Raw genomic sequence first — 21,780 nt, 5'->3', positions numbered from 1 at the left:
GCATCCGGTCGTAGCGGCGGCATCCGGACGTCGAGACGCTGGGGTGCGCGACTCGGAGCCGCTTCAGGCGATGCCGAGGATGCGCTTGGTCGTCTCGACGTCCCGCTCGAGCTGTGCTTTGAGCGGCCCGATCCCCTCGAACTTCACCATGCTTCGCAAGCGCTCGACGAGCGCGATCTGCACCCGTCTGCCGTACAGATCGAGGTTCTCGCCGATGACGTACGCCTCCACCTGCTTCTGCGGCACCCCATCGAAGGTGGGATTATTGCCGATTGAGACGGCGGTCGGATACACGGCATCGCCGTCGTGGAACCAGCCTGCGTAGACGCCGTCGCCCGGGATCAGCCCTTCGAGGTCCGGCGAGAGGTTGGCGGTGGGGAATCCGATCTCCCTCCCCCGCTTGGCGCCGTGCACGATCTCGCCCGCGAGCACGTGATACCGGCCGAGCACCTCGGTCACGGTTCGCACGTCGCCGACCTCGAGCAGTTCGCGTACCCACGTCGACGAGGCGCGCCGGTCGCCGGGCCCCTGCTCGTCGCGCGTCACGATGAGCTCGTATCCGAACTCGGCCGCATGCCCCCGCAAGAACTCGACGTCACCCTCGCCGCCCTTCCCGAACCGGAAGTCCCGGCCGACGAGGAGCAGCTTGACCCCGAGCTGTTTGACGAGCAGACGCTCGACGAACTCGCGCGGCGAGAGACGCGCGAACTCGGGCGTGAACGGCACCACGATTGTCGCGGCCAGCCCCTGCCGGCGCAGCAGATCGAGCTTTTGCCGGGTCGAGACGATTGGCGGAGGAGCGGTCTCGGGCGCGAGCACAGCAGCCGGGTGGCGGTCGAAGGTCACGACGACCGGGTTGAGGCCTCGGGCGCGCGCCTCGTCGTGCAGTTGCGAGACGACCCACAGATGCCCGTGGTGGAGCCCGTCGAACTTGCCGATCGTGATGGCCGAGGGTGCGACATCGCTCGGAACCTCACTGAGGTCGGTGATGACGTACATCTGTGATCCTTGCGGTGGTTCGCTGGGATTCAAGCCACGCGATTCCGAAGATCGGTAGCAGGAGCGGGATGAACGCGTAGCCGCGCCCGAAGTGAGACCATACCGTGTCGGCGGGGAAGAGGCCGGGCACGACCTCGGTCAGGATTCCGACGGCGAGCACCCCGGCGAATTCGATGGCGATCGCGATCGTGGCGACGACGTGGGCTGTCCGGCCCCTCACGACGAGGGCGACCGTCGCGACGACATAGACGACGGCCGCGACGGCCGAGAGCACGTAGGCGACGGGCGCCTCGTCGAACTTTGTCAGAAGTTGCAGGGTGCTTCGCCCGGTGGCGGCGAGCGCGAGCACCGCATAGACCAAGACGAGCACGCGGCCAACGCCCGACGCCCCGCGGAACCCGCCGTGCGCCCGGGGTGCCCCCACGCTCGCGTCGACGGTCGCAGGGGTGCGGCTGGGGGAACGCTTTCCGGTCATGCGCCGAGGAACGGGGGGTTCCCCGACCAGATCTGCTGCATCCGTACGACCATGACGGCGATCGAGAGGGCCGCGACCCCGAGGATGACGGTCGACCAGCGGTTGCGATCGATGAGCGACCAGAGCACGGCGGCGGGCGGGATGATGATGGCGACCACGAGGTAGATCCAGAACTCGATGACGTCGCCCTGCGCCTGGTTTCCGGCGATCGGTGCGACGATGCTGATGACGACCTGGGCGACGAGCAGCAGCTCAACGAGGACGACAGAGAAGACGGTGACGTCGCCCGGCTTGCGACCGGCCAGGCCCACTGCGAGACAGAGAAGGCCTGCGGCCGCGGCGATCCCAGCGCTGAGCCACGTGTACCACTCGATCATGCGGGCGCTTCCGGAAGGTTCATCAGCGGGCGGTAGGCGCCACCCTCCCGGGTGACGACGCCGACGAGTCGGCCATCGGGTGCGAACGCGGCGGCGGGCACGTCCGGCGAGACGTCGTCGCGGACGATGCGCTTGCCGTGGCCGAGATCGACGGCTTCGTCCGCACGCAGCTCGAGTGCTGGGAGGATGCGCCTGGCCGCGTCCGATGGCGTCATCAGTCCGGCGGGTGCGTCGCCGGCGAGGCGATCGAGGGCGATCGCCTCGTCGATCGAGAAGGCGCCGACGCGCGTACGCCGCAGCGCCGTCAGGTGAGCACCGACGCCGAGGGCGTCCCCGAGGTCCCGGGCGAGCGCCCGCACGTAGGTCCCAGACGAGCACGTGACGTGTACCCGGAGGTCGATCGCGACCGGCCCCTCCCCCGGTTCGCCGGGGATGCGCACGGGCGTTCCGAGACGATCGAATGCGAAGATCGTGACGCGCCTGGCGTCCAGCTCGACCTCCTCGCCCTCGCGAACGCGCTGATAGGCGCGCTTGCCGTTCACCTTGATCGCGCTCACGGCGCTCGGCACCTGATCGATCTCGCCACGCAGGTCAGCCATCGCCGCATCGATCGCGGCCTCGTCGAGCGGCGCAAGCTCGTCCGGTGACGCACGCTCCACCAACTCGCCCTCCGCGTCCTCGGTGCTCGTGCGAACGCCCAGCCTGATCGTGGCCTCGTACTCCTTGTCGGCACCGACGACGAACGTCAGGAGCCGCGTGGCCACCCCAACGCCGAGCACGAGCACGCCGGACGCCATTGGGTCGAGCGTGCCGGCGTGGCCGACCTTGCGCGTGCCAAGAGCCTTACGCCCCGCGGAGACGACGCCGTGACTCGTCGGGCCACTCGGTTTGTCGACCACGAGCACGCCGTTGGGGGCTGGGCCTTGGCTTGTCATGACGCGGACCATTCTAGAGTGAGGCAGCGGACCGAGCGGACGGCGAGAGGAACAGCATGCGAATCGGTGTGATCGGCGCGGGCGGCGTCGGCGGCGCGTTCGCCGCCAGGTTGCAGCAGGCCGGCCATGACGTGTCGATCGCCGCGCGCTCCTGGACCGCCGATGCGATCGCCACTGACGGTGTGCAGCTCACCGGCGAGTTCGGCTCGTTCACGGCGAGGTTCGACGCGGTGTCGACGGTGCTCCCCGCGGGGGTTGAGCTCGCCCTGCTCGCGACCAAGGTGCACGATGCGAAGCTCGCCCTCACCGCGAACCGTGAGCGGCTCCGGGGCGTGCCGCTCGTCGTCATGCAGAACGGGCTCGGCGGCCTCGACATCGCCGCCAGGGTGCTCGGCGGCGCCCACGAGCTGTTCGGCGCACTGACGCTCTTCGCCGTCACGAACCGCGGACAGGGGCGCATCCACGTCACTGCCGGCGGGGAGACCTTTCTCGGTGCCGGTCGCGAGGCGCCGTCGCCGAGTGCGCTCGCCATCGCAGCCGAACTCGACCGCGGGCTGCCCACGAGGGCGATCGAGAACTTTCGCGGCGCCATGTGGACGAAGCTGCTCATTAACCACGTCAACGCGATCCCCGCCATCACGGGATGCAGCGTGCAGGAGGTGAGCGCCGACCCCGCACTGTGCCGCATCCTGACCCGCTCGATGCGCGAGACGATCGCGGTCGGGCGGGCGATCGGGGTGCGCTTCGCGCCCCTCGGCAAGCTCGGTGTCGTCGACATCCGCGCGCTCGAGCACCTCCCGCTCGGCCTCGCCATGGCCGTTCCCCGCCGGCTCGGCGCGAGCTTCGGGCCCGTACCGAACTACGCGTCGACGCTGCAGTCGATCCGACGCGGCCAGCAGACGGAGATCGACGAACTCAACGGGCGCGTCGCCGCCCTCGGCCGTCAGCACGGCGTGCCGACCCCCGTGAACCGCATGCTGACGGCTTTCGTGCACCGGGTCGAACGTACCGGGGAGTTCCTCTCGCCGGGCGTGCTCAGCCGCCTCGTCGAACGATGACCGCCGGCATCGTCGACCGGGTCGTGGACTGGTTCGCACGCGCGGCGCGCCCGCTGCCCTGGCGCGACGCCCACGTGACGCCCTGGGGCGTGCTCGTGAGCGAGTTCATGCTGCAGCAGACACAGGCCGCGCGCGTCGAACCACGATGGCGCGCGTTCGTCGAGCGCTGGCCGCGGCCAGCCGACCTTGCGTCGGCCACGGACGCCGACGTGCTGCGCGCGTGGGATCGGCTCGGGTATCCGCGCCGCGCCCGATGGCTCCGAGCCTGCGCCGTCGTGATCGTCGAGCGGCACGGCGGGGTGGTACCGGCCGACGACGCGTCGCTCCGCGCGCTTCCCGGCGTCGGCCCGTACACGGCCGCCGCCGTGGCGTCGTTCGCGTACGGACGGCCGAGTGCCGTCGTCGACACGAACGTGCGCAGGGTCATCGCCCGCGCCGCGGTCGGCGCCGCCGAGCCGTGGGCGCCCTCGGCGGCGCGGGACGAGGCGGAGTATCGCGCGCTCGTGCCGCTCCCGCTCCCCGGCGACGACGCGGCGCGTGCGCGCGCCGTCGCCTGGAACGCGGCGGCCATGGAGCTCGGCGCCCTCGTTTGCACGGCCAGGGCGCCCCGCTGTGAGGTGTGCCCCATCGCCGACGAATGCGCGTGGCGCGCCATCGGCGCGCCGACCGGTACGGTCGCCGGGCGGCCCCGCCGCAAGCAGGCGGCGTACGCGGGGTCGGACCGGCAGATGCGGGGGCGCATCCTCGCCGTGCTCCGAGCGGAGTTCGGCGGCCTGGGACATGCCGCCCTACGCGAGCGGGCGCTCGCTGCGTCCGGGCGGGATGCTCGCGCCGACGAGGTGCGCTACGAGCGGGCCCTGCGCGGATTGCGTGACGACGGGCTCGTCGTGGAGACCTCCGGACGCATCGCCCTGCCGGGCGACGAACCGCCGGCGCCCACGCGGGGCGCCGGCGGTCCAGACTCGTGACGGCGCCCGACTAGCGGGGTTGCCCGCCGCCGGCGGATGAGTCCTTGTCGAATGCGTCGTCGCCCTCGTCACGGGGCTTGATGTACGGGTCGGGCTCGCCCGCGTAATCGGCACGACGAGCCCGCTCGGCTGCTTCGGCGTCACGAGCGCGCGCCTCCTGCAGGAGCCGGTCGATCTGGTTGATGTTGTCCGGGAGGGCATCGTGGACGAACTCGAGCGACGGCGTCAGCCGCACCTTGAGGTTCTTGCCCACCTCGGTCCGCAGCATCCCCGTCGCCGACGCAAGGGCGGCGGCGGTATCGGCGAGCTCCTCTTCCGTGCCGTACACGGTGTAGAAGATCGTCGCGTGCTGCAGGTCGCCCGTGACGCGAACATCCGTGATCGTGACGAACCCGAGCCTCGGGTCTCTGATGCCGCGTTCGAGACGAGTCGCGACGATGACCTTGATGCGGTCGGCGAGCCGAGCCGCCCGCGCGTGGTCGGCCATGGTGTCCTCCTGTGCTTGCCCGCGCCTCTCCGGCGCGGCGCGAGGCGGGCCTATTCCGGGCCCGCCCCGCATCGGGCGCTAGACGCGCGGCTTCTCGACCAGCTCGGTCGTCTCGATCTCGTCACCGATCTGGATGTCGTTGAACTTGCCGAGACCGATACCGCACTCGAAGTCGGTACGGACCTCGGTCACGTCGTCCTTGAACCGGCGGAGCGACTCGATCGCGAGCCCGTCGACGAGCACGACCCCGTCGCGGATCACGCGCGCCTTCGCGTTGCGGGTGATGGTTCCCGACCGGACGATGCACCCGGCGATGTTGCCGAACTTCGAGGAGCGGAACACCTCCTGGATCTCGGCGACACCCGACTGCACCTCTTCGAACTCCGGCTTGAGCAGCCCCTTGAGCGACTGCTCGATGTCATCGAGCGCGTTGTAGATGACCGAGTAGAACCGGATGTCGACACCGTCGCGGGCCGCGCGGTCGCGGGCCTTGCGGTCCGGCCTCACGTTGAAGCCCAGGATGATCGCGTTGTCGACGGTCGCGAGGTTGACGTCCGACTCGGTGATCGCACCGACGCCACGGTGAATGATCCGCAGCTGCACCGACTCGTCGACCTCGATCTTGAGCAACGACTCCTCGAGTGCCTCGACGGCACCGGAGACGTCACCCTTGATGATGAGGTTGAGCGACTCGACCTTGCCTTCTTCGAGGGCGCGGGTGAAGTCCTCGAGGCTGATGCGCTTGCGGCTCTTGGCGAGCTGGGCGTTGCGTTCGACGGCTTCGCGCTTCTCGGCGATCTGACGCGCCGTGCGATCGTCCTCGGTCACGAGGAAGGTGTCGCCCGCGCTCGGCACGCTCGAGAGGCCCTGCACCTGGACGGGACGCGACGGGTTCGCCTCGTCGACCTGCTGGCCGTTCTCATCCAGCATGGCTCGCACGCGGCCATAGGCCGTGCCCGCAACGATCGGGTCACCGATCCGCAGCGTGCCGGACTGGATGAGCACGGTCGCGACCGCACCGCGGCCTCGGTCGAGCTTCGCCTCGATGGCGATGCCGCGCGCCTCCTTGTCGGGGTTGGCGCGCAGGTCGAGCCCGGCGTCGGCCGTCAGGAGGACCGCCTCGACGAGGTCGGCGATGCCGACGCCCTCGCGGGCCGAGACGTTGACGAACAGGGTGTCGCCGCCGTACTCCTCGGCAATGAGCCCGTACTCGGTGAGCTGGGCGCGCACCTTGTCGGGGTTCGCCTCGGGCTTGTCGATCTTGTTGACCGCGACCACGATCGGCACGCCGGCCGCCTGTGCGTGGTTCAGCGCCTCGATCGTCTGCGGCATGATGCCGTCGTCGGCCGCCACCACGAGGATCGCGATGTCGGTGACATTGGCGCCACGCGCACGCATTGCGGTGAAGGCCTCGTGACCCGGGGTGTCGATGAACGTGATCGCGCGATCGAGGCCCTCGTGCTCGCCCCACACCTGGTATGCGCCGATGTGCTGGGTGATGCCGCCGGCTTCGCCCTCGATGATGTTCGTGTTGCGGATCGCGTCGAGCAGTCGTGTCTTTCCGTGGTCGACGTGACCCATGACCGTGACGACGGGCGGACGAGCGACGAGCACGTCGTCGTCCTCCTCCGCGGCCTCCTGGTCGAGGTCGATGTCGAACGTCTCGAGGAGCTCCCGGTCTTCGTCCTCGGGGCTCACGATGTCGATGCGGTAACCGAGCTCGACGCCGAGCAGTTCGAACGTCGCCTCGTCGAGCGACTCGGTCGCCGTCGCCATCTCACCGAGGTGGAACAGCACGGTGACGAGGTCGCCGGGGCTCGCGTCGATCTTCTCCGCGAAGTCGGCGATGGATGCGCCGCGACGAAGCCGGATGCGCGTCTCGCCCGTGCCGCGGGGAACCTTGACGCCGCCGATGGACGGCGCCTCGCGCATCTCGAACTCTGCCCGCTTCGTCCGCTTGGACTTGCGCGCCCTCGACTTGCTGCCGCCGCGACCGAACGCGCCGGCCGTGCCGCCGCGACCGCGACCGCCACCGCCCGGACGCGAAGGCGCGCCGCCGGGACGCGGCGTGAATCCGCCGCCTCCGCCGGCACCCGGCCGGCCTCCGCCTCCGCCTGCGCCTGGGCGGGCGCCGGGGCGTCCTGTGCTCGCCGGGCGAGCTCCGGGAAGCACACGCGGCTGACCGGGACGCGGCGGCTGCATACCACGTCCAGGGGCCTGCGGACGGGGTGCGCCCTGGCCGCGCATGCCCTGCGCGCCGGCATACGGGTTGTTTCCCGGCCGGGGCGGCCGCCCCATGCCCTGGCTCGATGCGAAGGGGTTGTTGCCGGGCCTGGGCCCGGGACGCGGGCCGCGGGGACGCGGAATCGCGTCACCGGGCGTGCTGCCGCCCGGCTTCGGCGCAGCGGCCGCCTCTCCCGGCTTCGGGGCACCCGTGCTCGGCTTCGCCGCAGCTGCGGGCGTGGCTGCCTGCTGCTCCGGCTTCGAAGCTCCATCGGGAGCCGGCGACGCCGGTGTCCCCGGGGCAGGCGCGCCGGTGGCGGGACCGCTCGTCGGGACATCACGTGGTTGCTCGGTGGCCGGTTTCGCCTGCTGGTCGGCACGGGGCTGCGCGCCGGGCTTCGGCCCGGCGGGTGCCTGGCGTCCGTCCTCCTGGTCGGCTCGGCCCTTCGGCGCGGGAGCACCCGGCCGGGAGCCCGGCTTCGGGCCGCGAGCCTGGCCGGGCTTCGGCGCAGCTTGGCCGGGTGTCGGCCGGGCGTTGCCGGCGGCGTTCGACGTCGGCGCGGGGGCCGCGCCGCCATTGTCGCCGCCGCTCTTCAATGCTTCGCGCAGGCGCCGAGCGACCGGCGGCTCGACGCTCGACGACGCGCTCTTCACGAACTCCCCCATGTCCTGGAGGGTCTTCAGCGCTGTCTTCGATTCGACGCCCATTTCGGCGGCGATCTCGTGTACGCGTGGTTTAGCCACAATTCTCCTGTCTCGAGGCCCACCCCTCGTACAGGAGTGGACCGTCAAACGATGAGGTGCCTCATTCCGAGCCACTCATGAGTTGTCCATAGTCCGATCAGCCTTTTCTGTCCGGGCCGCCGAGTGGTCGGCGGCCAGCTGGTGCACGAGGTTCTGCACGTCGTCGTCATTCGTGACCCGCGCCCGCAGTGCCCGCCCGAAGGCGTGCCGTGCGAGTGCCAGTTCGAGACATTCGACCAGAGGATGCACCCACGCGCCGCGGCCGGGCTTGTGCGCCGAGCGATCGACGAGGAGCCTGCCATCACGGGCGACAACCCTGGTGAGCTGCGACCGTTCGGCGCGCGAACGGCATCCTATGCACGTTCGTACCGGCCCCATAGTACTCCTCGTCAGCGCGTGCCGCCGCCAGGCTCGTCATCGTCGAGGATCGAGTCGGGCTGGATGTCGATGCGCGCGCCCGTCAGTTTCGCCGCCAGGCGGGCGTTCTGCCCCTCTTTGCCGATCGCGAGCGACAGCTGGAAGTCGGGGACGAGGGCCCGAACGGCCTTCGTCGCACGATCGAGCACGAACGCGCTCGAAACCTTCGCGGGACTGAGGGCGTTGGCGACGAACGTGGGGAGATCGGCCGAATAGTCGACGATGTCGATCTTCTCGGCCCCGAGCTCATTCGTGACGGCTCGCACGCGGGCACCGAGCTCGCCGATGCACGCGCCCTTGGCGTTGATGCCGTCCTGGGTCGCGCGCACCGCAATCTTCGTGCGGTGCCCCGCCTCACGCGCGAGCGAGACGATCTCGACGACGCCGGACGCGATCTCCGGCACCTCGAGAGCGAAGAGTTTGCGCACGAGCGAGGGGTGCGTTCGTGAGACCGTGATCTGGGGGCCGCGGCTGCCGCGCTCGACCTTGGTGACGAACACGCGGATGCGCCTGCCGTGCGGGTACTCCTCGCCTGCAACCTGTTCATCGGGCGGGAGGATCGCCTCGACCGTTCCGAGATCCACATGGATCATGCGGGGGTTCGGTCCCTGCTGAATCGTGCCGGCAACGATGTCGCCCTCGCGGCCACGGAACTCGCCGAGCACGCGATCGTCGCCGATGTCGCGCATCCGCTGGGTGATCACCTGCTTCGCGGCGAACGCGGCGATGCGCCCGAAGTCGTCCGGGTGCAGACTCGCCTCGCCGATCGCGTTGCCATCGTCGTCGAGCTCGGGGACGAAGATGTTGACTTCGCCGGTCTTCCGGTCGAGGTGAACGCGTGCGCCCGCGGGGATCGACTCGCCGCCCACCTCTTGGGTCTGGTGCTTGTCGTAGGCCGTCAGGATGGCTTGCTCGAGAATGGTGATGAGTTCCTCGAACGGAATCTCACGCTCGCGCTCGAGCAGGCGAATGGCGGTGAGATCGATCTTCATGTCGCTCCTCTATTCAGCTGAAGCGACGAGCTTAGCTCACGCCGGCCGACCCTCGCCGAGGGCGCGGGCGCGCTCCGCCGTCCGGACGGGCCGGTATCACCCGTCTCGGCGCCGCTCGGTGCCTCGCGCGAGCCGCGCCGTGCGTCTGGCCTGGAGCGCGGCGATCGCGTCGTCGGCCGGCATGGGCTCTCGTTCACCGGAGCGGCGGTCCCACAACTCGACGCGTCCCTCTGCCGCGTCGCGACCCGCGATGATGATCCACGGCACACCGAGCAACTCGGCATCGCCGAACTTGACCCCGGGAGACACCTTCGGACGGTCGTCGAGCAGCACCTCGAGGCCGGCAGCCTCGGCCTCGACCGCGAGTCGCTCGGCGAGCTCGAGCGGCAGCTCGCCCTTGCCGGTCGCGACGACCTGCAGGTCGTACGGCGCGACCGACTCCGGCCACACGAGGCCGCGGTCGTCGTGGTTGGCCTCGGCGATCAGCGCGAGGTTCCGCGTGACGCCGATCCCGTACGAGCCCATTGTCACGGTGACGAGTTTGCCGTTCTGGTCGAGCACCTGCAGGCCGATTGCCTCGGCATACTTACGACCGAGCTGAAACACATGCCCGATCTCGGTGCCGCGAGAGGTGCGGATGGGTCCGGAACCGTCCGGAGCCGGGTCGCCGTCGCGCACCTCGGCGGCCTCGACTCGGCCGTCGGGGACGACATCGCGGCCCACCACGAGCGAGTGCACGTGCACCTCGTGGCGATTCGCGCCCGTGATCCAGGCGCTCCCGTCGCCGATCGAAGCATCGAGGAAGAAGGCGATCCCGCTCGGCGACGACTCGCCGAGCACAGGCCCCGAGGGCGTCCAGGGACCGATGTATCCGCGGACCAGCTCGGGATGCTTCGCGAAGTCGGCATCGTTCGCGGGCTCGACCTCGTGCCCGGGGAATGACGCCTCGACGCGCTTGAGGTCGACCGCACGGTCGCCCGGCACGCCGATGACGACGACGCGCCTCTCGCCCGTGCCGTCGACGAGCGCGAGCACGACGTTCTTGAGGGTGTCCGCGGCGGCCCAGGGCCGCCCGTCGGAGCGCGGCACAGCGCGATTGGCGTGGTCGACGAGCGTCTGGATCGTGGCCGTGGCCGGCGAGTCGAACTCGACGGGCGCGGGCAGATCGCTCGCGTCGACGGGATCAGGCCTCGCCGAGGTGTACGCCTCGACGTTCGCGGCCCAGCCGCTCGGCGCGATGACGAATGTGTCCTCCCCGACCGGAGTCGGATGCATGAACTCCTCGCTCTTGGAGCCGCCCATCGCGCCGGCATCGGCGTCGACGATGACGTACTCGAGCCCCAGCCTCGCGAAGATGCGCTCGTACGCGTCGCGCTGCGCCTGATAGCTCGCCGCGAGGCCCTCGTCGTCGACGTCGAACGAGTACGCGTCCTTCATCGTGAACTCGCGGCCCCGGAGCAGGCCGGCGCGGGGACGTGCCTCGTCGCGGTACTTGTCCTGGATCTGATAGATCGAAAGGGGCAGGTCCTTGTACGACGAGCAGAGGTCTTTGACGGCGAGGGTAAACGCCTCTTCGTGCGTCGGCGCCAGCACGTACGGCGCGCCCCTCCGGTCGTGAAGCCGGAACATCGAGTCGCCGAAATCGTGCAGTCGCCCCGTCGCCTCGAACACGTCGGCGGGCAGCAGGCCGGGAAACGCGACCTCCTGCGAGCCGGTGCGAGCCATCTCCTCGCGGATCACCGCCTCGAGGCGTCGCTTGACGCGCAAGCCGAGCGGCAGCCAGGCGAAGATCCCGGGCGCCTGGCGCCGGATGTAGCCGGCGCGCACGAGCAGCCTGTGGCTGGCGACCTCCGCGTCGCCCGGGTCTTCGCGGAGCGTGCGGACAAAGAGGTGGGAGAGACGTTCGATCACCCGACCATGCTAGTCAGGCGCGACCCCCGCCGGATGCCCCGGTCACCACGGCCGGTCACCACGGCTTGTCGGTGCCGCCACCACCACCGCCGCCCTGGTCGTTCTCCTCGTCGATGGCGTCCTGGCGATCGTCCTGATTCTCGTCCAGCTGCTCGCCGATGTCCTCGATCGCGTCCTGATCTGCGTCGCCCGTGTCCGATGGGTCTTCCGACGGATCCTGCGGCTCCTCGGCGTCGTCGGAGGACTGCGGTGGATCGAGTTTGGCCTCCAGCCGCTGCTGGGTCTCGCTCATCGGCACCGACGAGGTCGAGTCGGGGCACTCGGCCGGGGCCTGGGAGAGCACCGCCAGCGCCTGCTGCCACGCCTCCCGAGCCGCGTCGCCGTCACCATCGGCATCGTGCTGATCGCCGATGCGCTCGATCGCGATGGCGAGGTTCGATCTGATCGGGCACTCGTCCGCTCCGCTGGCGAGCGGCAACGCGGCTTCGAGCTCAGTGCGCGCCTCCTGGTTCAGTCCGAGTTGCAAGTACACGGTGCCCGTGTTGTACGGCGCCTTCCACTGCTCGACGACGTTGAGGAACTTCTGCTGCTGGGCCGAGTTCAACGCCGACTCGTAGTCCGCGACCTCATAGGCCGAGACGGTGCGGTTGGCGATCACGGTCATCGAAAGGAACTTCGCCGCAACGAGCAGCGCCAGGATCGCCACGGGGATTCCGAGGAGCATGAGCCGTTTGCGCCGCCGACGGAGCCGGCGCAGGTACGCGCGCCGCTCGGCGACCGGGTCGCGCCACGCCGCCGGGTTCCCGGCCGGTTCCGGCGGCGTGATGACCTCATCGGCCTCGGACTCGTCAGTCGCCGTCGACATCGCTCGCTCCTCTCGCGCCGCGCAGTTCGGCGATGCTCCGCACGTTGACCCAGACTTCGCGCATCATCAGCACGAACGCGGCGATCGCGAAGATCCAGTACAGGTCGAATGCTGCTTCCACGTCGCCGCCCGTTCCCGATTCGACCTGGACCTCCGCAGGAGTGATGGCCGTATCGGGGGTCCGAAGCTGATATACCACGCCGAGTTGCTCCGAGATCGCTTGGAGGTTCGCCTCGTCGATCACCGAGATCGCCGTTTCCCCGTCGGCCGTCGTGATGTATTCGGGGGCCTGGGTGCTGAAGGCGGCGAGGGTCTCCAGCATCGGCCCACCCTCGTTGGTGCCGTATCCGAAGACGGCGCCGCCGTCGGTCTTGCCGCCGGCCTGTTCGAAGCTCTCCGGCGCGTCGCTGCTCGTCTGCTCCCCGTCGCCGAAGTAGTACACGACTTGCGCGCGGTCCGGATCCTGCTCCTTGGCGTGGCCGAGGACCTGGTTGACGAGCCCGTTCGCGACGGTCACCGAGGACCCGCCCGAGTACACGGTGATCTCGGGGCTCAGTCGCTCGACGATCGACTGCAGAGCGGTCGCGTCGTTGGTGAACGGCAGGCGCCTGACGGCCTGGGAGTCGAACGTGATGAGGGAGAACCTCGCACCGGCGTGAGCGAGCGCGAGCTGCGCGATGTCCTGCTTGACGCCGTCGAGCCTGGGCCCGCCGTTCCAGTCCTCCGCATTCATGCTCGCGGTCGTGTCGACGACGAAAAGCACATCGAGTTCGCTCTGGGCCGCCTCGACCGAGTGTGACCCGATGCCAGGCCGCAGGCACGCGATCGCGATCACGAGCGCGACGAGCCCCCGCAGCATCCAGTCGACGCGCTTGCGCCTCGTCCCCGCGCGCACGAGACCCCACACGCACAGGCCGACGAGCAGCGCGCCGACCACGACGAGCAGCCACGCGGGCCAAATCGGGTTCCAGGTCACAGGCGAACCCTCCAGACGATCACCAGGTACACCGTGAACCCGACGAGCATGATGATGAGCCAGCCGGCCGGCCTGTCGACGACGAGCACCTGGGGCGCCCCCTGCATGAGCGAGGTCTGATCGCTCGTGATCTCGTCGACGATCCCCTTCACGCTCGCCGTGTCGGTCAGCTTGTAGTAGAGGCCGCCGTTCTGCACGACGGCGGTGCGGTACTCGTCCGCGAACGCGTCCTCGTACGTGTTCGCGTCGAGCCCGTACACCTTGACCTCCTGCGACTGCGCGAAAGAGGCAGCGTCGGGCAGCGAGATGATCGGCGATCCGTTCACCGCATTGTCCGTCGCGAAGATCACGGAGCGCGAGCGGCCGTCCTCCGTGTCGCCGTCGAAGGCGAGCACGCACGAGGCCAGTCCGTCACCGACGAGCGAGGCGCCCGGGGCGTTCTGGGTCCCGTACGTGAACGTGTCCGATCCGCCGATCCCGGCGCCGGAGGCCGCGGCCATCTGGTCGCGTACCTCGGTGAGCTGCGTCTCGACGAAGGCGTAGTCGTCGGTGAGGGGAAACACCTCTGCCGCCGTCGAGTCCCAGAGCATGAGCGCCATGCGCTCGCCGTCGAATCCCGGCAGCATCTCGAGGTACCGATCGATGACCTCGACGTCGTAGTCGATCATCGAGCCCGAGATGTCGAGGCACAGCACGATGTCGCGGTTGAACTTCTCGGGCGTCTCGATCTGCTGGTAGATCCATCGCCCCGACGCGACCGCGGTCGTTACGAGGACGACGGCGAGTGCGACGGCCGCGACTGACAGCATGGCCGTCGCCCTCATCAGCGCACGCCGGTATGACGGCAGGCGCGTCAAGCGCTCCGAGTTCGCAACCGGGATGCGCGCCGTCGTCGCCTTCCGGCGCCGGAGAAACCACGCCGCCAGCCCCACGGCCGCCGCGAGAGCGAGCAGGCCGACGGTGACGTACCAGAATGCTATTGCCACAGTGCGATCACCTGCCGTGCCGCGTGCGCGCCGTGCTCGACGCTTTGGGCTTCCTGCGCGCCGAAGACGATCGGGTAGTACTCGGCGACCGCGTACGTGGCTCCGACGTACGGGGTCTGACGAAGGTCGGTCAGCGTCATCTTGTCGGCCGGCACTCCGGTCGCTTCGGAGAGAAATTCTCGGACCGTGACGCTCAGTGCGGCGTGTGCGCGCCGCGGCGACAACTCGCCGGCCGCGTGTCGCTGCAGGATCGAGTCGATTTCATGAAGGTAGACGCCCTGCAGCTCGGGAACGCTCCGCACGGGCGTCGGTGCGGCGGCGGGCGGCGGCGCCTCCGGCCTGGGCCTCGTCAGCAGCCAGGTGAGGCCGTAGTAGAGCACGACCCCGACGATGAGTGCCGCCGCGAGCACACCCCAGATCGGGCTGTACGGCACGGTCGGCATGATCGTTCCCGGCGGCGTCGTCTGGGCCCCGGCTCCCTCCCAGGCGACGCCGAGCGCGTCAGTGACGGACATGCGAGCGCTCCTTCAGCAGTCGGAGCAGGGCCGCGATGACCTGGTCCTCGCTCTCGAGGCGCGTGTAGGAGACCGCGCTGCGGTCGAAGACGTCTTCCATGTGCAGCTGCTGCTTGGCGCGCGCGTACTCGTACTCGCGCGTGATCATGGGGTCGTCGGCGATGAACGAGGGCATCGACCAGCCGCTGTCGACGTCGTAGGCCCGCTCGCCGCCGTCGCCCCGCGTGCGCGGGTCGGCATCGCCCACCTGGAGCCACACGAAGTCGTGCTGGGCCGCGAGGCGACGCACGAGCGCTTCGAGGCGCTCGTCCCACGGCAGTTCGTCGGCGATGACGACGAGGAACAGCTTGCGGCTGACCGTTCGCCGAACCCGCTCGAGCAGCCCGACGATGTCGCTGCGCGGCCCGTCGATCGAGGACGAGTCGTACACGGCGTGCAGTGCGCGCTCGAGCGCCCGCTGAGAGCCGCGGAAGGGCAGTTGCGACACGTCGTGCTCATCGCCCGTGATGAGCCCGACCTCATCGCCATGCCGCAGCGCGAGGTATCCGAGCACGCCCATGGCCGTAATGGCGACATCGCGTTTCTCGCCGCCGCCCGCTGCGCGCGCGCGAAGGTTCCGGCCGCGATCCACGGCGAAGAGCACACGATGCTTGCGCTCGGCGACGTACCGCTTCACGAGGGGACGCCCGCCCGTGCGGGCCGTCGCCTTCCAGTCGATGTCCTTGATCTCGTCGCCGGCGACGTACTCTCGCAGGTCGTCGAAGTCCATGCTGCGACCACGCAGCATGGAGGCGTACTGGCCGTCGAGCAGGTGCAGCACCCGTCGTCGCGAGTGCAGGAACATCTTCGACTTGACGCGAGTGAGGAGCGAGTCGGTCATGACCTGCCCTACGGGGTCGGTACGGCGGCGAGGATCGCGTCGATGACCTGTTCGGCGCGCACCTCTGCGGCGTCGGCCTCGAAGTTCAGCATGATCCGGTGCCGCAGCATTCGATGCGCGAGTCGGCGAATGTCCTCGGGGATCACGTGGTCGCGGCCGTGGATGAGCGCGAGGGCGCGCGCCGCCCTGGCGAAGTTGATGGATGCGCGGGGCGACGAACCGACGTCGACGAGCCTCGAGAGCTCCGACGGGATGTACTCGCCGACGTGACGCGTGACGTAGACGATGCCGACGATGTACTCGACGATGGTCTGGTCGAGGTAGACGCGCTTCACGAACTCCTGCGTCCGCAGCACGTCGTCGAGCGTGCAGGGCGGGCGCGACGCCTCGTCGTAGACGCCGAGGTCGATCCGTCGGAGGATCTCTGCCTCTTCCGCCGGTGTCGGGTAGTCGAGGATGTCCTTCAGCATGAAGCGATCGAGCTGAGCCTCCGGCAGCGTGTACGTCCCCTCCTGCTCGATGGGGTTCTGCGTCGCGAGAACGAGGAATGGCTTCGGCAGGTGGTAGACGGCGCCGCCGATCGAGGTCTGCTTCTCCTGCATCGCCTCGAGCATCGCCGACTGCGTTTTTGCGCTCGAGCGGTTGATCTCGTCGAGCAGCACGAAGTTCGCGTGCACGGGGCCCAGCTGAGTGACGAACTCGTTCTTCGTCGCGTCATACACCTGCGTGCCGACGATGTCGCTCGGGAGCAGGTCGGGCGTGCACTGGATGCGATGGAACGAACCGTGCACCGAGTCCGCGAGCGTCTGCGCCGCCGTCGTCTTGGCGAGGCCAGGGACCGACTCGAGCAGGATGTGCCCGCCCGTGAAGAGACCGACGAGCAGGGTCTCGCGCAGTTGCGCCTGGCCCACGACCTTGCGTCCGTACGCCCCCGAGATCGCTTCGACGACGCGTCGCGCCTCCTGCAGTTCGGGCGGTGCGAGACGTGTGGTGGGCTGGGCCATGCGGTTCCCCCTGTTGGCGTTTGACCTGGCGAAATGGCCGGGAAATGTCTGCCCGCCGGAGCAGGACGGGCTCGACCTGCGACTCGGGTGGACAGCGGGCACCCCGAGGCCCGCGAGTATCGAGGGTACGTGATGGCATGGACGTGTCTCGTCACCACCCTCGACGATCCGCGCACCCTCGGGGGGATGACGCGCGGTCCGGTGGAGGCTCGGCCCGTCCGGTCAGACGACGACCTGCGGACTCCCCGTCTCCCCCGCGGGCGCGTCGGCGGCGATGCGGCCCGCCTCGGCGATGAGCGTTTCGACGATCTCCGCCTCCGGAACCGTCTTGACCACCTCGCCCTTGACGAAGATCTGGCCCTTGCCGTTGCCGCTCGCCACCCCGAGATCGGCCTCGCGGGCCTCCCCCGGTCCGTTGACGACGCAGCCCATCACGGCCACGCGAAGGGGCACGGTGAGGTGCTTGAGTCCCTCGGTCACGCGCTCGGCGAGCGAGTAGACGTCGACCTGGGCGCGGCCGCAGCTCGGGCAGCTGACGATCTCCAGCCGACGCTCGCGGAGGTTGAGCGACTGCAGGATCTGAAGGCCCACCTTGACCTCCTCGACGGGCGGCGCAGAGAGCGACACCCGGATCGTGTCGCCGATGCCCTCGGCGAGGAGGATGCCGAACGCGGTCGCCGATTTGATCGTGCCCTGGAACGCCGGGCCCGCCTCCGTGACGCCGAGGTGCAATGGCCAGTCGCCGCGCGCGGCGAGCATCCGGTACGCCTTGACCATCACGATGGGATCGTTGTGCTTGACCGAGATCTTGAAGTCGTGGAAGTCGTGCTCCTCGAACAGGCTCGCCTCCCACACGGCGCTCTCGACGAGGGCCTCCGCCGTGGGGCGGCCGTACTTCTGCAGCAGGCTCGGCTCGAGCGATCCGGCGTTGACGCCGATGCGGAGCGAGACGCCTGCGGCCCTGGCGGCGGCGGCGATCTCTCCCACCCGGTCATCGAACTTCCGGATGTTGCCGGGGTTCACCCGCACGCCCGCGCATCCGGCGTCGATGGCGGCGAACACGTAGTTCGGCTGGAAATGGATGTCCGCTATCACGGGGATCTGGCTCTTGCGGGCGATGATGGGCAGCGCCTCAGCGTCGTCGCGGCTCGGCACGGCGACGCGCACGATGTCGCAGCCGGACGCCGTGAGCTCGGCGATCTGCTGGAGGGTCGCGTTGATGTCGGTCGTCGGGGTCGTCGTCATGGACTGCACTGAGACACGGGCGTCGCCGCCCACCTCGACAGAGCCGACGCGGATCTTGCGCGACGGCCGACGCGGGGCGAGAAGATCGGGCACGGCGGGCATACCGAGGTTCACAGCTGGCACCCGGCCAGTCTACGGCCGGCCCCTGGCCGCGCCGGACGCTCACCGCGTCGCCGCGCTATTCGAAGAGCACGATGGGATTCACGATGTCGACGTACACGAACAGCGCCATGAGGACGATCAGCACACCCGAGACGACCATCGTCACCGGCACGAGCTTGGCGGTGTCGAAGTAGCCCGGATCGGGCCGACGCAACAGCCTCGCGACGCCGCGGCGGATGCCGTCCACGAGCGCCGCCGCCACGTGGCCGCCGTCGAGCGGCGGGAGCGGCACGAGGTTCATGACGGCGAGTGCGATGTTGAGCGAACCGATAAGCATGACGATCGAGGCGACACGGTCGAGCACCGGGATGCTCGTCTGCGCCGTGATCTCGCCGGTCACGCGCCCGACGCCGACAACGCTCATGGGGCCTTCGGGATCGCGCTCCGCTCCCCCGAACCCGGCGTTCCACATGTCGACGACGCGCTGCGGCATCGTGAGCACGACCTGCACGACGCGCTCGATGTTGTACCCCGTCAGTTCGACGGCGTACGTGGGCGGCTGCTGCTGCCGTTCCGAGGTCGGAGTGAAGCCGACGTAGCCGACCTCCTGCGTCTGATACGACCCGTCCGGGTTCTCGAGGCGCTGGCCCGAGAACGGATCGAGCACGTACATGGTGTTCGGCGTCGGCGTGACCGTCAGCTCGGTCTCGGCGCCGCCGCGCACGATCGTGAAGTCCAGGGGCACGCCGGGGTTCTCGCGGATGATCTCGCTGAGACGGTTCCAGTCGCCGATCGGCTCGCCGTCGACCGCGAGCACCCGGTCACCGGGCTCCAGGCCCGCCTCGGCCGCCGGTGAGACGGTGTCGCAGGTCGGCTCCTCACCGGCGTCCTGCTGCTCCTGCTGCTCCGCCTGCGAGACGACGCACGAGTAGATCGATTCGACGGTCGTGGTCGACTGGAAGATGCCGAACCCCGAGCACACGATGAGGAACGCGATGAGCGCGAGGACGATGTTCATGGCCGGGCCGCCCAGCATCACGATGAGCCGCTTCCACGTCGCGAGGCGGTAGAAGGCGCGGTGGTGCTCGTCGTGGCCGATCTGCTCGACCGACGCCGACCTGGCGTCTTCGATCAACGACGAGACGAACCCCGTGCCGCCCTCACGCGGCGCTTCGCCGCGATGCTTCGGCGGGAACATCCCGATCATTGAGACGTACCCGCCGAGTGGAAGGGCCTTCAGGCCGTACTCGGTCTCGCCGATGCGCTTCGAGAGCAGCGTCGGGCCGAAGCCGATCATGTACTGCGGCACGCGTACGTTGAAGAGCTTGGCCGGCACGAGGTGGCCGACCTCGTGGAGCGCGATCGACACCGCGAGCCCGATCACGAACACGATGATGCCGACGATGAAGAGAATGACGCCTTCCACGGCGGTCAAGCGTACTTCGCCGCGTGGCGGCGGGCGGCGTCTCGCGCCCAGCTTTCGGCCGCCGCGAGCGATGCCCGGGTCACGGACCCGGAATCCGGCTCGAATGACTCCACGACCGCGCGCACCGTGTCGACGATGGCCGTGAACCGGATCGCACCGTTGTGAAAGGCGTCGACCGCCTCCTCGTTGGCGGCATTGAAGACGGCGGGATGCGCGCCGCCCGCGGATCCGACGGCCTTCGCGAGCGCGACGGCCGGGAAGGCGTCCCCGTCGAGCGGCTCGAACTCCCATGACCGTGCTGTCGTCCAGTCGATGGGGGCGGTCGCACCCGGCGTGCGGCGTGGCCAGTCCAGGCCGAGGGCGATCGGGAGACGCATGTCCGGCGGGGAGGCCTGGGCGATCGTCGACCCGTCGACGTACTCGACCATCGAGTGGACGAACGACTGAGGGTGCACCACGACGTCGATACGATCGAAGGGCAGGTCGAACAGCACGTGGGCCTCGATCACCTCGAGACCCTTGTTGACGAGCGTCGCCGAGTTCGTGGTGACGACGCGCCCCATGTTCCAGGTCGGATGCGCGAGGGCCTCCGCCGGCGACACCGCCTCGAGCTCATCGCGTCGGCGCCCCCGGAAGGGTCCCCCGGACGCCGTGAGCACGAGCCGGGACACCTCAGATCGCTCGCCGGCTGTCAGTGCCTGGGCGAGGGCCGAATGCTCCGAGTCGACCGGCACAATCTGCCCGGGCACGGCCCGCTCACGGACGAGGTCGGCGCCGACGATGAGTGATTCCTTGTTGGCGAGGGCGAGCGTTCGCCCCGTCTCGAGCGCGGCGAGCGTCGGTCCGAGACCGACCGAGCCGGTGATGCCGTTGAGCACAACGTCCGCGTCGACCTCGCGGACGAGCCGCTCGGCACCCGCGGCCCCGAGCGCGGTCCGGGCTGTCGGCACGCCGAACTCGCTCGCCTGCCTGGCGAGGGCTTCCGCCTGACTGCCGGCGGCGAGCCCGACGACGGCGTAGCGATCGGGGTTGTCGCGGATCACGTCCAGCGCCTGCCGTCCGATCGAGCCGGTGGACCCGAGCACGAGCACCCGACGCATGACGTCTCCCCTCCGTACCCACGTCGGGCACGATCCCCTCAAGCGTAGACTTGGCGGTCTATGTCTGAGACGTTCGCCGCCAACAGCGCCGCAGAGCTCGCCGTGGTGGAGCGCAGCGGGTTCATCGAATCCCGCCATCTCGGTTCGGCCGCGGTCGTATCCGCCGAGGGCGCGCTCCTCGCCGCGGTGGGCGACATCGAGTCGCCGGTGTTCCCGCGTTCGACGCTCAAGCCGTTCCAGGCCCTCGCCGCGCTCACCGCGGGCGCGGAGCTGAGCGGCGAGCACCTCGCGATCGCGCAGGCCTCCCACGGGGCGACGCCCGCACACGTGGCCCTTGTGCGCGAGATTCTGGGCCGGGCCGGGCTCGACGATCGCGCGCTGACCTGCCCGCCCGACTGGCCGCTCGACCGTGCCGCGCGTGACGCCCTGGTGCGCGCGGGTGGGGCCGCGGCGCCCGTGTACATGAACTGCAGCGGTAAGCACGCCGCGTTCCTGGCCGCGTGCGTCGCACAGGAATGGCCGCTCGAAAGCGTCCTCGACCCGGAGCACCCGATGCAGGCGCACGTGCGCGACACGGTCGAGCGCCTCACGAGTGCACGGCCGACCGCTGTCGGCGTGGACGGCTGCGGCGCTCCCGTGCTCGCGCTGCCGCTGCTCGCACTCGCTCGCGGCGTCGGGCGATTGCGAGCCTCGAACGCATCGTCGCCGTTCCCACTGTTCCGCAACGCCGCAGCCGTCATGACCGCGGCGCTCGAACACGGCTGGGCGATCGACGGGCCCTCGCGGCCGAACGCGGTCGTGATCGATGAGCTCAATACGTACGCCAAGTCGGGTGCCGAGGGGATGCTGGCGATGTCGGCGCCGAACGGCACGACCGTCGCCGTCAAGGTGCTCGACGGATCGAGTCGTGCCTCGACCCTCGTGGGACTCCAACTGCTCGTGGCGGCCGGTGCCCTCGACGTCAGCGAGGTGCAGCGAGCCGTACCGCGCCTCGGGCTTGAGGTGCATGGCGGAGGAACGGCCGTCGGCGCGATTCGGGTCGGGGCGGATGTGCCCACGCGTATCTCAGTCGACGCCGCGTAGGGCTGCGTTCCT

The 21,780-nt window shown here is 69.7% G+C and carries 21 protein-coding genes; 3 read left to right on the top strand and 18 right to left on the bottom strand.

All coding sequences use genetic code 11. From position 1 onward, the window contains the following. Positions 1-63: 63 nt before the first annotated feature. Genes F8O04_RS06755 through truB form a run of 4 tightly spaced genes read right to left on the bottom strand, consistent with a single transcriptional unit; the run spans position 64 to position 2,786 of the window. Positions 64-999, bottom strand: a complete 936-nt coding sequence (locus F8O04_RS06755) for a bifunctional riboflavin kinase/FAD synthetase (protein WP_158028502.1) — start codon at positions 997-999, stop codon at positions 64-66. Further along, positions 974-1,474 carry a hypothetical protein gene (locus tag F8O04_RS06750; protein ID WP_225734905.1) on the bottom strand — a complete coding sequence of 167 codons (501 nt, stop codon included), beginning with the start codon at positions 1,472-1,474 and terminating at the stop codon, positions 974-976. Before F8O04_RS06750 ends, F8O04_RS06755 begins: the two co-directional genes overlap by 26 nt. Next, on the bottom strand, positions 1,471-1,851 hold the full coding sequence (locus F8O04_RS06745; RefSeq protein ID WP_158028501.1) for a hypothetical protein: 381 nt from the start codon (positions 1,849-1,851) through the stop codon (positions 1,471-1,473). Before F8O04_RS06745 ends, F8O04_RS06750 begins: the two co-directional genes overlap by 4 nt. Then, positions 1,848-2,786 (bottom strand): tRNA pseudouridine(55) synthase TruB, encoded by a 939-nt coding sequence (gene truB / locus F8O04_RS06740; RefSeq protein WP_158028500.1) that lies wholly within the window; start codon positions 2,784-2,786, stop codon positions 1,848-1,850. The genes F8O04_RS06745 and truB overlap by 4 nt, the downstream gene beginning before the upstream one ends. A gap of 56 nt (positions 2,787-2,842) precedes the next feature. On the opposite strand from truB, the gene F8O04_RS06735 reads away from it, so the two are divergent. Together F8O04_RS06735 and F8O04_RS06730 are read left to right on the top strand one after the other, a co-directional pair. Next, positions 2,843-3,844, top strand: a complete 1,002-nt coding sequence (locus F8O04_RS06735) for a ketopantoate reductase family protein (protein WP_158028499.1) — start codon at positions 2,843-2,845, stop codon at positions 3,842-3,844. After that, a complete protein-coding gene (locus F8O04_RS06730) occupies positions 3,841-4,812 on the top strand; it encodes an HhH-GPD family protein (protein WP_158028498.1) in 972 nt (323 codons plus the stop codon). Before F8O04_RS06735 ends, F8O04_RS06730 begins: the two co-directional genes overlap by 4 nt. 10 nt (positions 4,813-4,822) lie before the next feature. Here the strand turns inward: F8O04_RS06730 and rbfA are convergent, their stop codons facing one another. From rbfA to F8O04_RS06660, 14 genes are all read right to left on the bottom strand, one after another. Beyond that, a complete protein-coding gene (gene rbfA, locus F8O04_RS06725; RefSeq protein WP_158028497.1) occupies positions 4,823-5,299 on the bottom strand; it encodes a 30S ribosome-binding factor RbfA in 477 nt (158 codons plus the stop codon). A 78-nt stretch (positions 5,300-5,377) separates the two neighbouring features. Beyond that, positions 5,378-8,266 carry a translation initiation factor IF-2 gene (infB, locus tag F8O04_RS06720; RefSeq protein ID WP_158028496.1) on the bottom strand — a complete coding sequence of 963 codons (2,889 nt, stop codon included), beginning with the start codon at positions 8,264-8,266 and terminating at the stop codon, positions 5,378-5,380. A 75-nt stretch (positions 8,267-8,341) separates the two neighbouring features. Further along, entirely contained in the window at positions 8,342-8,644 is a 303-nt protein-coding gene (locus F8O04_RS06715; RefSeq protein WP_158028495.1) for a YlxR family protein, read from the bottom strand. Between the two features lie 11 nt (positions 8,645-8,655). Continuing rightward, a complete protein-coding gene (nusA, locus tag F8O04_RS06710; RefSeq protein WP_158028494.1) occupies positions 8,656-9,675 on the bottom strand; it encodes a transcription termination factor NusA in 1,020 nt (339 codons plus the stop codon). Positions 9,676-9,771: 96 nt separating this feature from the next. Next, entirely contained in the window at positions 9,772-11,586 is a 1,815-nt protein-coding gene (locus F8O04_RS06705; protein ID WP_158028493.1) for a proline--tRNA ligase, read from the bottom strand. Between the two features lie 55 nt (positions 11,587-11,641). Next, on the bottom strand, positions 11,642-12,451 hold the full coding sequence (locus tag F8O04_RS06700) for a YfgM family protein (RefSeq protein WP_158028492.1): 810 nt from the start codon (positions 12,449-12,451) through the stop codon (positions 11,642-11,644). Beyond that, positions 12,435-13,427 carry a vWA domain-containing protein gene (locus F8O04_RS06695; RefSeq protein ID WP_158028491.1) on the bottom strand — a complete coding sequence of 331 codons (993 nt, stop codon included), beginning with the start codon at positions 13,425-13,427 and terminating at the stop codon, positions 12,435-12,437. The genes F8O04_RS06700 and F8O04_RS06695 overlap by 17 nt, the downstream gene beginning before the upstream one ends. Further along, entirely contained in the window at positions 13,424-14,413 is a 990-nt protein-coding gene (locus F8O04_RS06690; RefSeq protein ID WP_158028490.1) for a vWA domain-containing protein, read from the bottom strand. The genes F8O04_RS06695 and F8O04_RS06690 overlap by 4 nt, the downstream gene beginning before the upstream one ends. Beyond that, a complete protein-coding gene (locus tag F8O04_RS06685; RefSeq protein ID WP_158028489.1) occupies positions 14,404-14,928 on the bottom strand; it encodes a hypothetical protein in 525 nt (174 codons plus the stop codon). Before F8O04_RS06685 ends, F8O04_RS06690 begins: the two co-directional genes overlap by 10 nt. Continuing rightward, positions 14,915-15,808: a DUF58 domain-containing protein gene (locus F8O04_RS06680; RefSeq protein ID WP_158028488.1), complete on the bottom strand. Its 894-nt coding sequence runs from the start codon at positions 15,806-15,808 to the stop codon at positions 14,915-14,917. The genes F8O04_RS06685 and F8O04_RS06680 overlap by 14 nt, the downstream gene beginning before the upstream one ends. Positions 15,809-15,816: 8 nt before the next feature. Next, on the bottom strand, positions 15,817-16,812 hold the full coding sequence (locus tag F8O04_RS06675) for an AAA family ATPase (protein WP_158028487.1): 996 nt from the start codon (positions 16,810-16,812) through the stop codon (positions 15,817-15,819). 222 nt (positions 16,813-17,034) lie between these two features. Continuing rightward, complete coding sequence (gene ispG, locus F8O04_RS06670; protein WP_158028486.1) at positions 17,035-18,180, bottom strand: flavodoxin-dependent (E)-4-hydroxy-3-methylbut-2-enyl-diphosphate synthase; 1,146 nt, start codon at positions 18,178-18,180, stop codon at positions 17,035-17,037. A 55-nt stretch (positions 18,181-18,235) separates the two neighbouring features. Continuing rightward, positions 18,236-19,585, bottom strand: coding sequence for a M50 family metallopeptidase (locus F8O04_RS06665; protein WP_158028485.1), 1,350 nt, complete (start codon positions 19,583-19,585; stop codon positions 18,236-18,238). A 5-nt stretch (positions 19,586-19,590) separates the two neighbouring features. Next, positions 19,591-20,685 carry a 1-deoxy-D-xylulose-5-phosphate reductoisomerase gene (locus tag F8O04_RS06660; RefSeq protein WP_158028484.1) on the bottom strand — a complete coding sequence of 365 codons (1,095 nt, stop codon included), beginning with the start codon at positions 20,683-20,685 and terminating at the stop codon, positions 19,591-19,593. Between the two features lie 60 nt (positions 20,686-20,745). Here F8O04_RS06660 and F8O04_RS06655 point away from each other — a divergent pair, with 60 nt between their 5' ends. Then, entirely contained in the window at positions 20,746-21,768 is a 1,023-nt protein-coding gene (locus F8O04_RS06655) for an asparaginase (protein WP_158028483.1), read from the top strand. Positions 21,769-21,780 lie beyond the last annotated feature (12 nt).

The organism is Pseudoclavibacter endophyticus, assembly GCF_008831085.1.
GTDB lineage: Bacteria > Actinomycetota > Actinomycetes > Actinomycetales > Microbacteriaceae > Pseudoclavibacter > Pseudoclavibacter endophyticus.
Note: the sequence above shows the minus strand (reverse complement) of the source record. Positions and strands in the feature narration are given on the sequence as shown.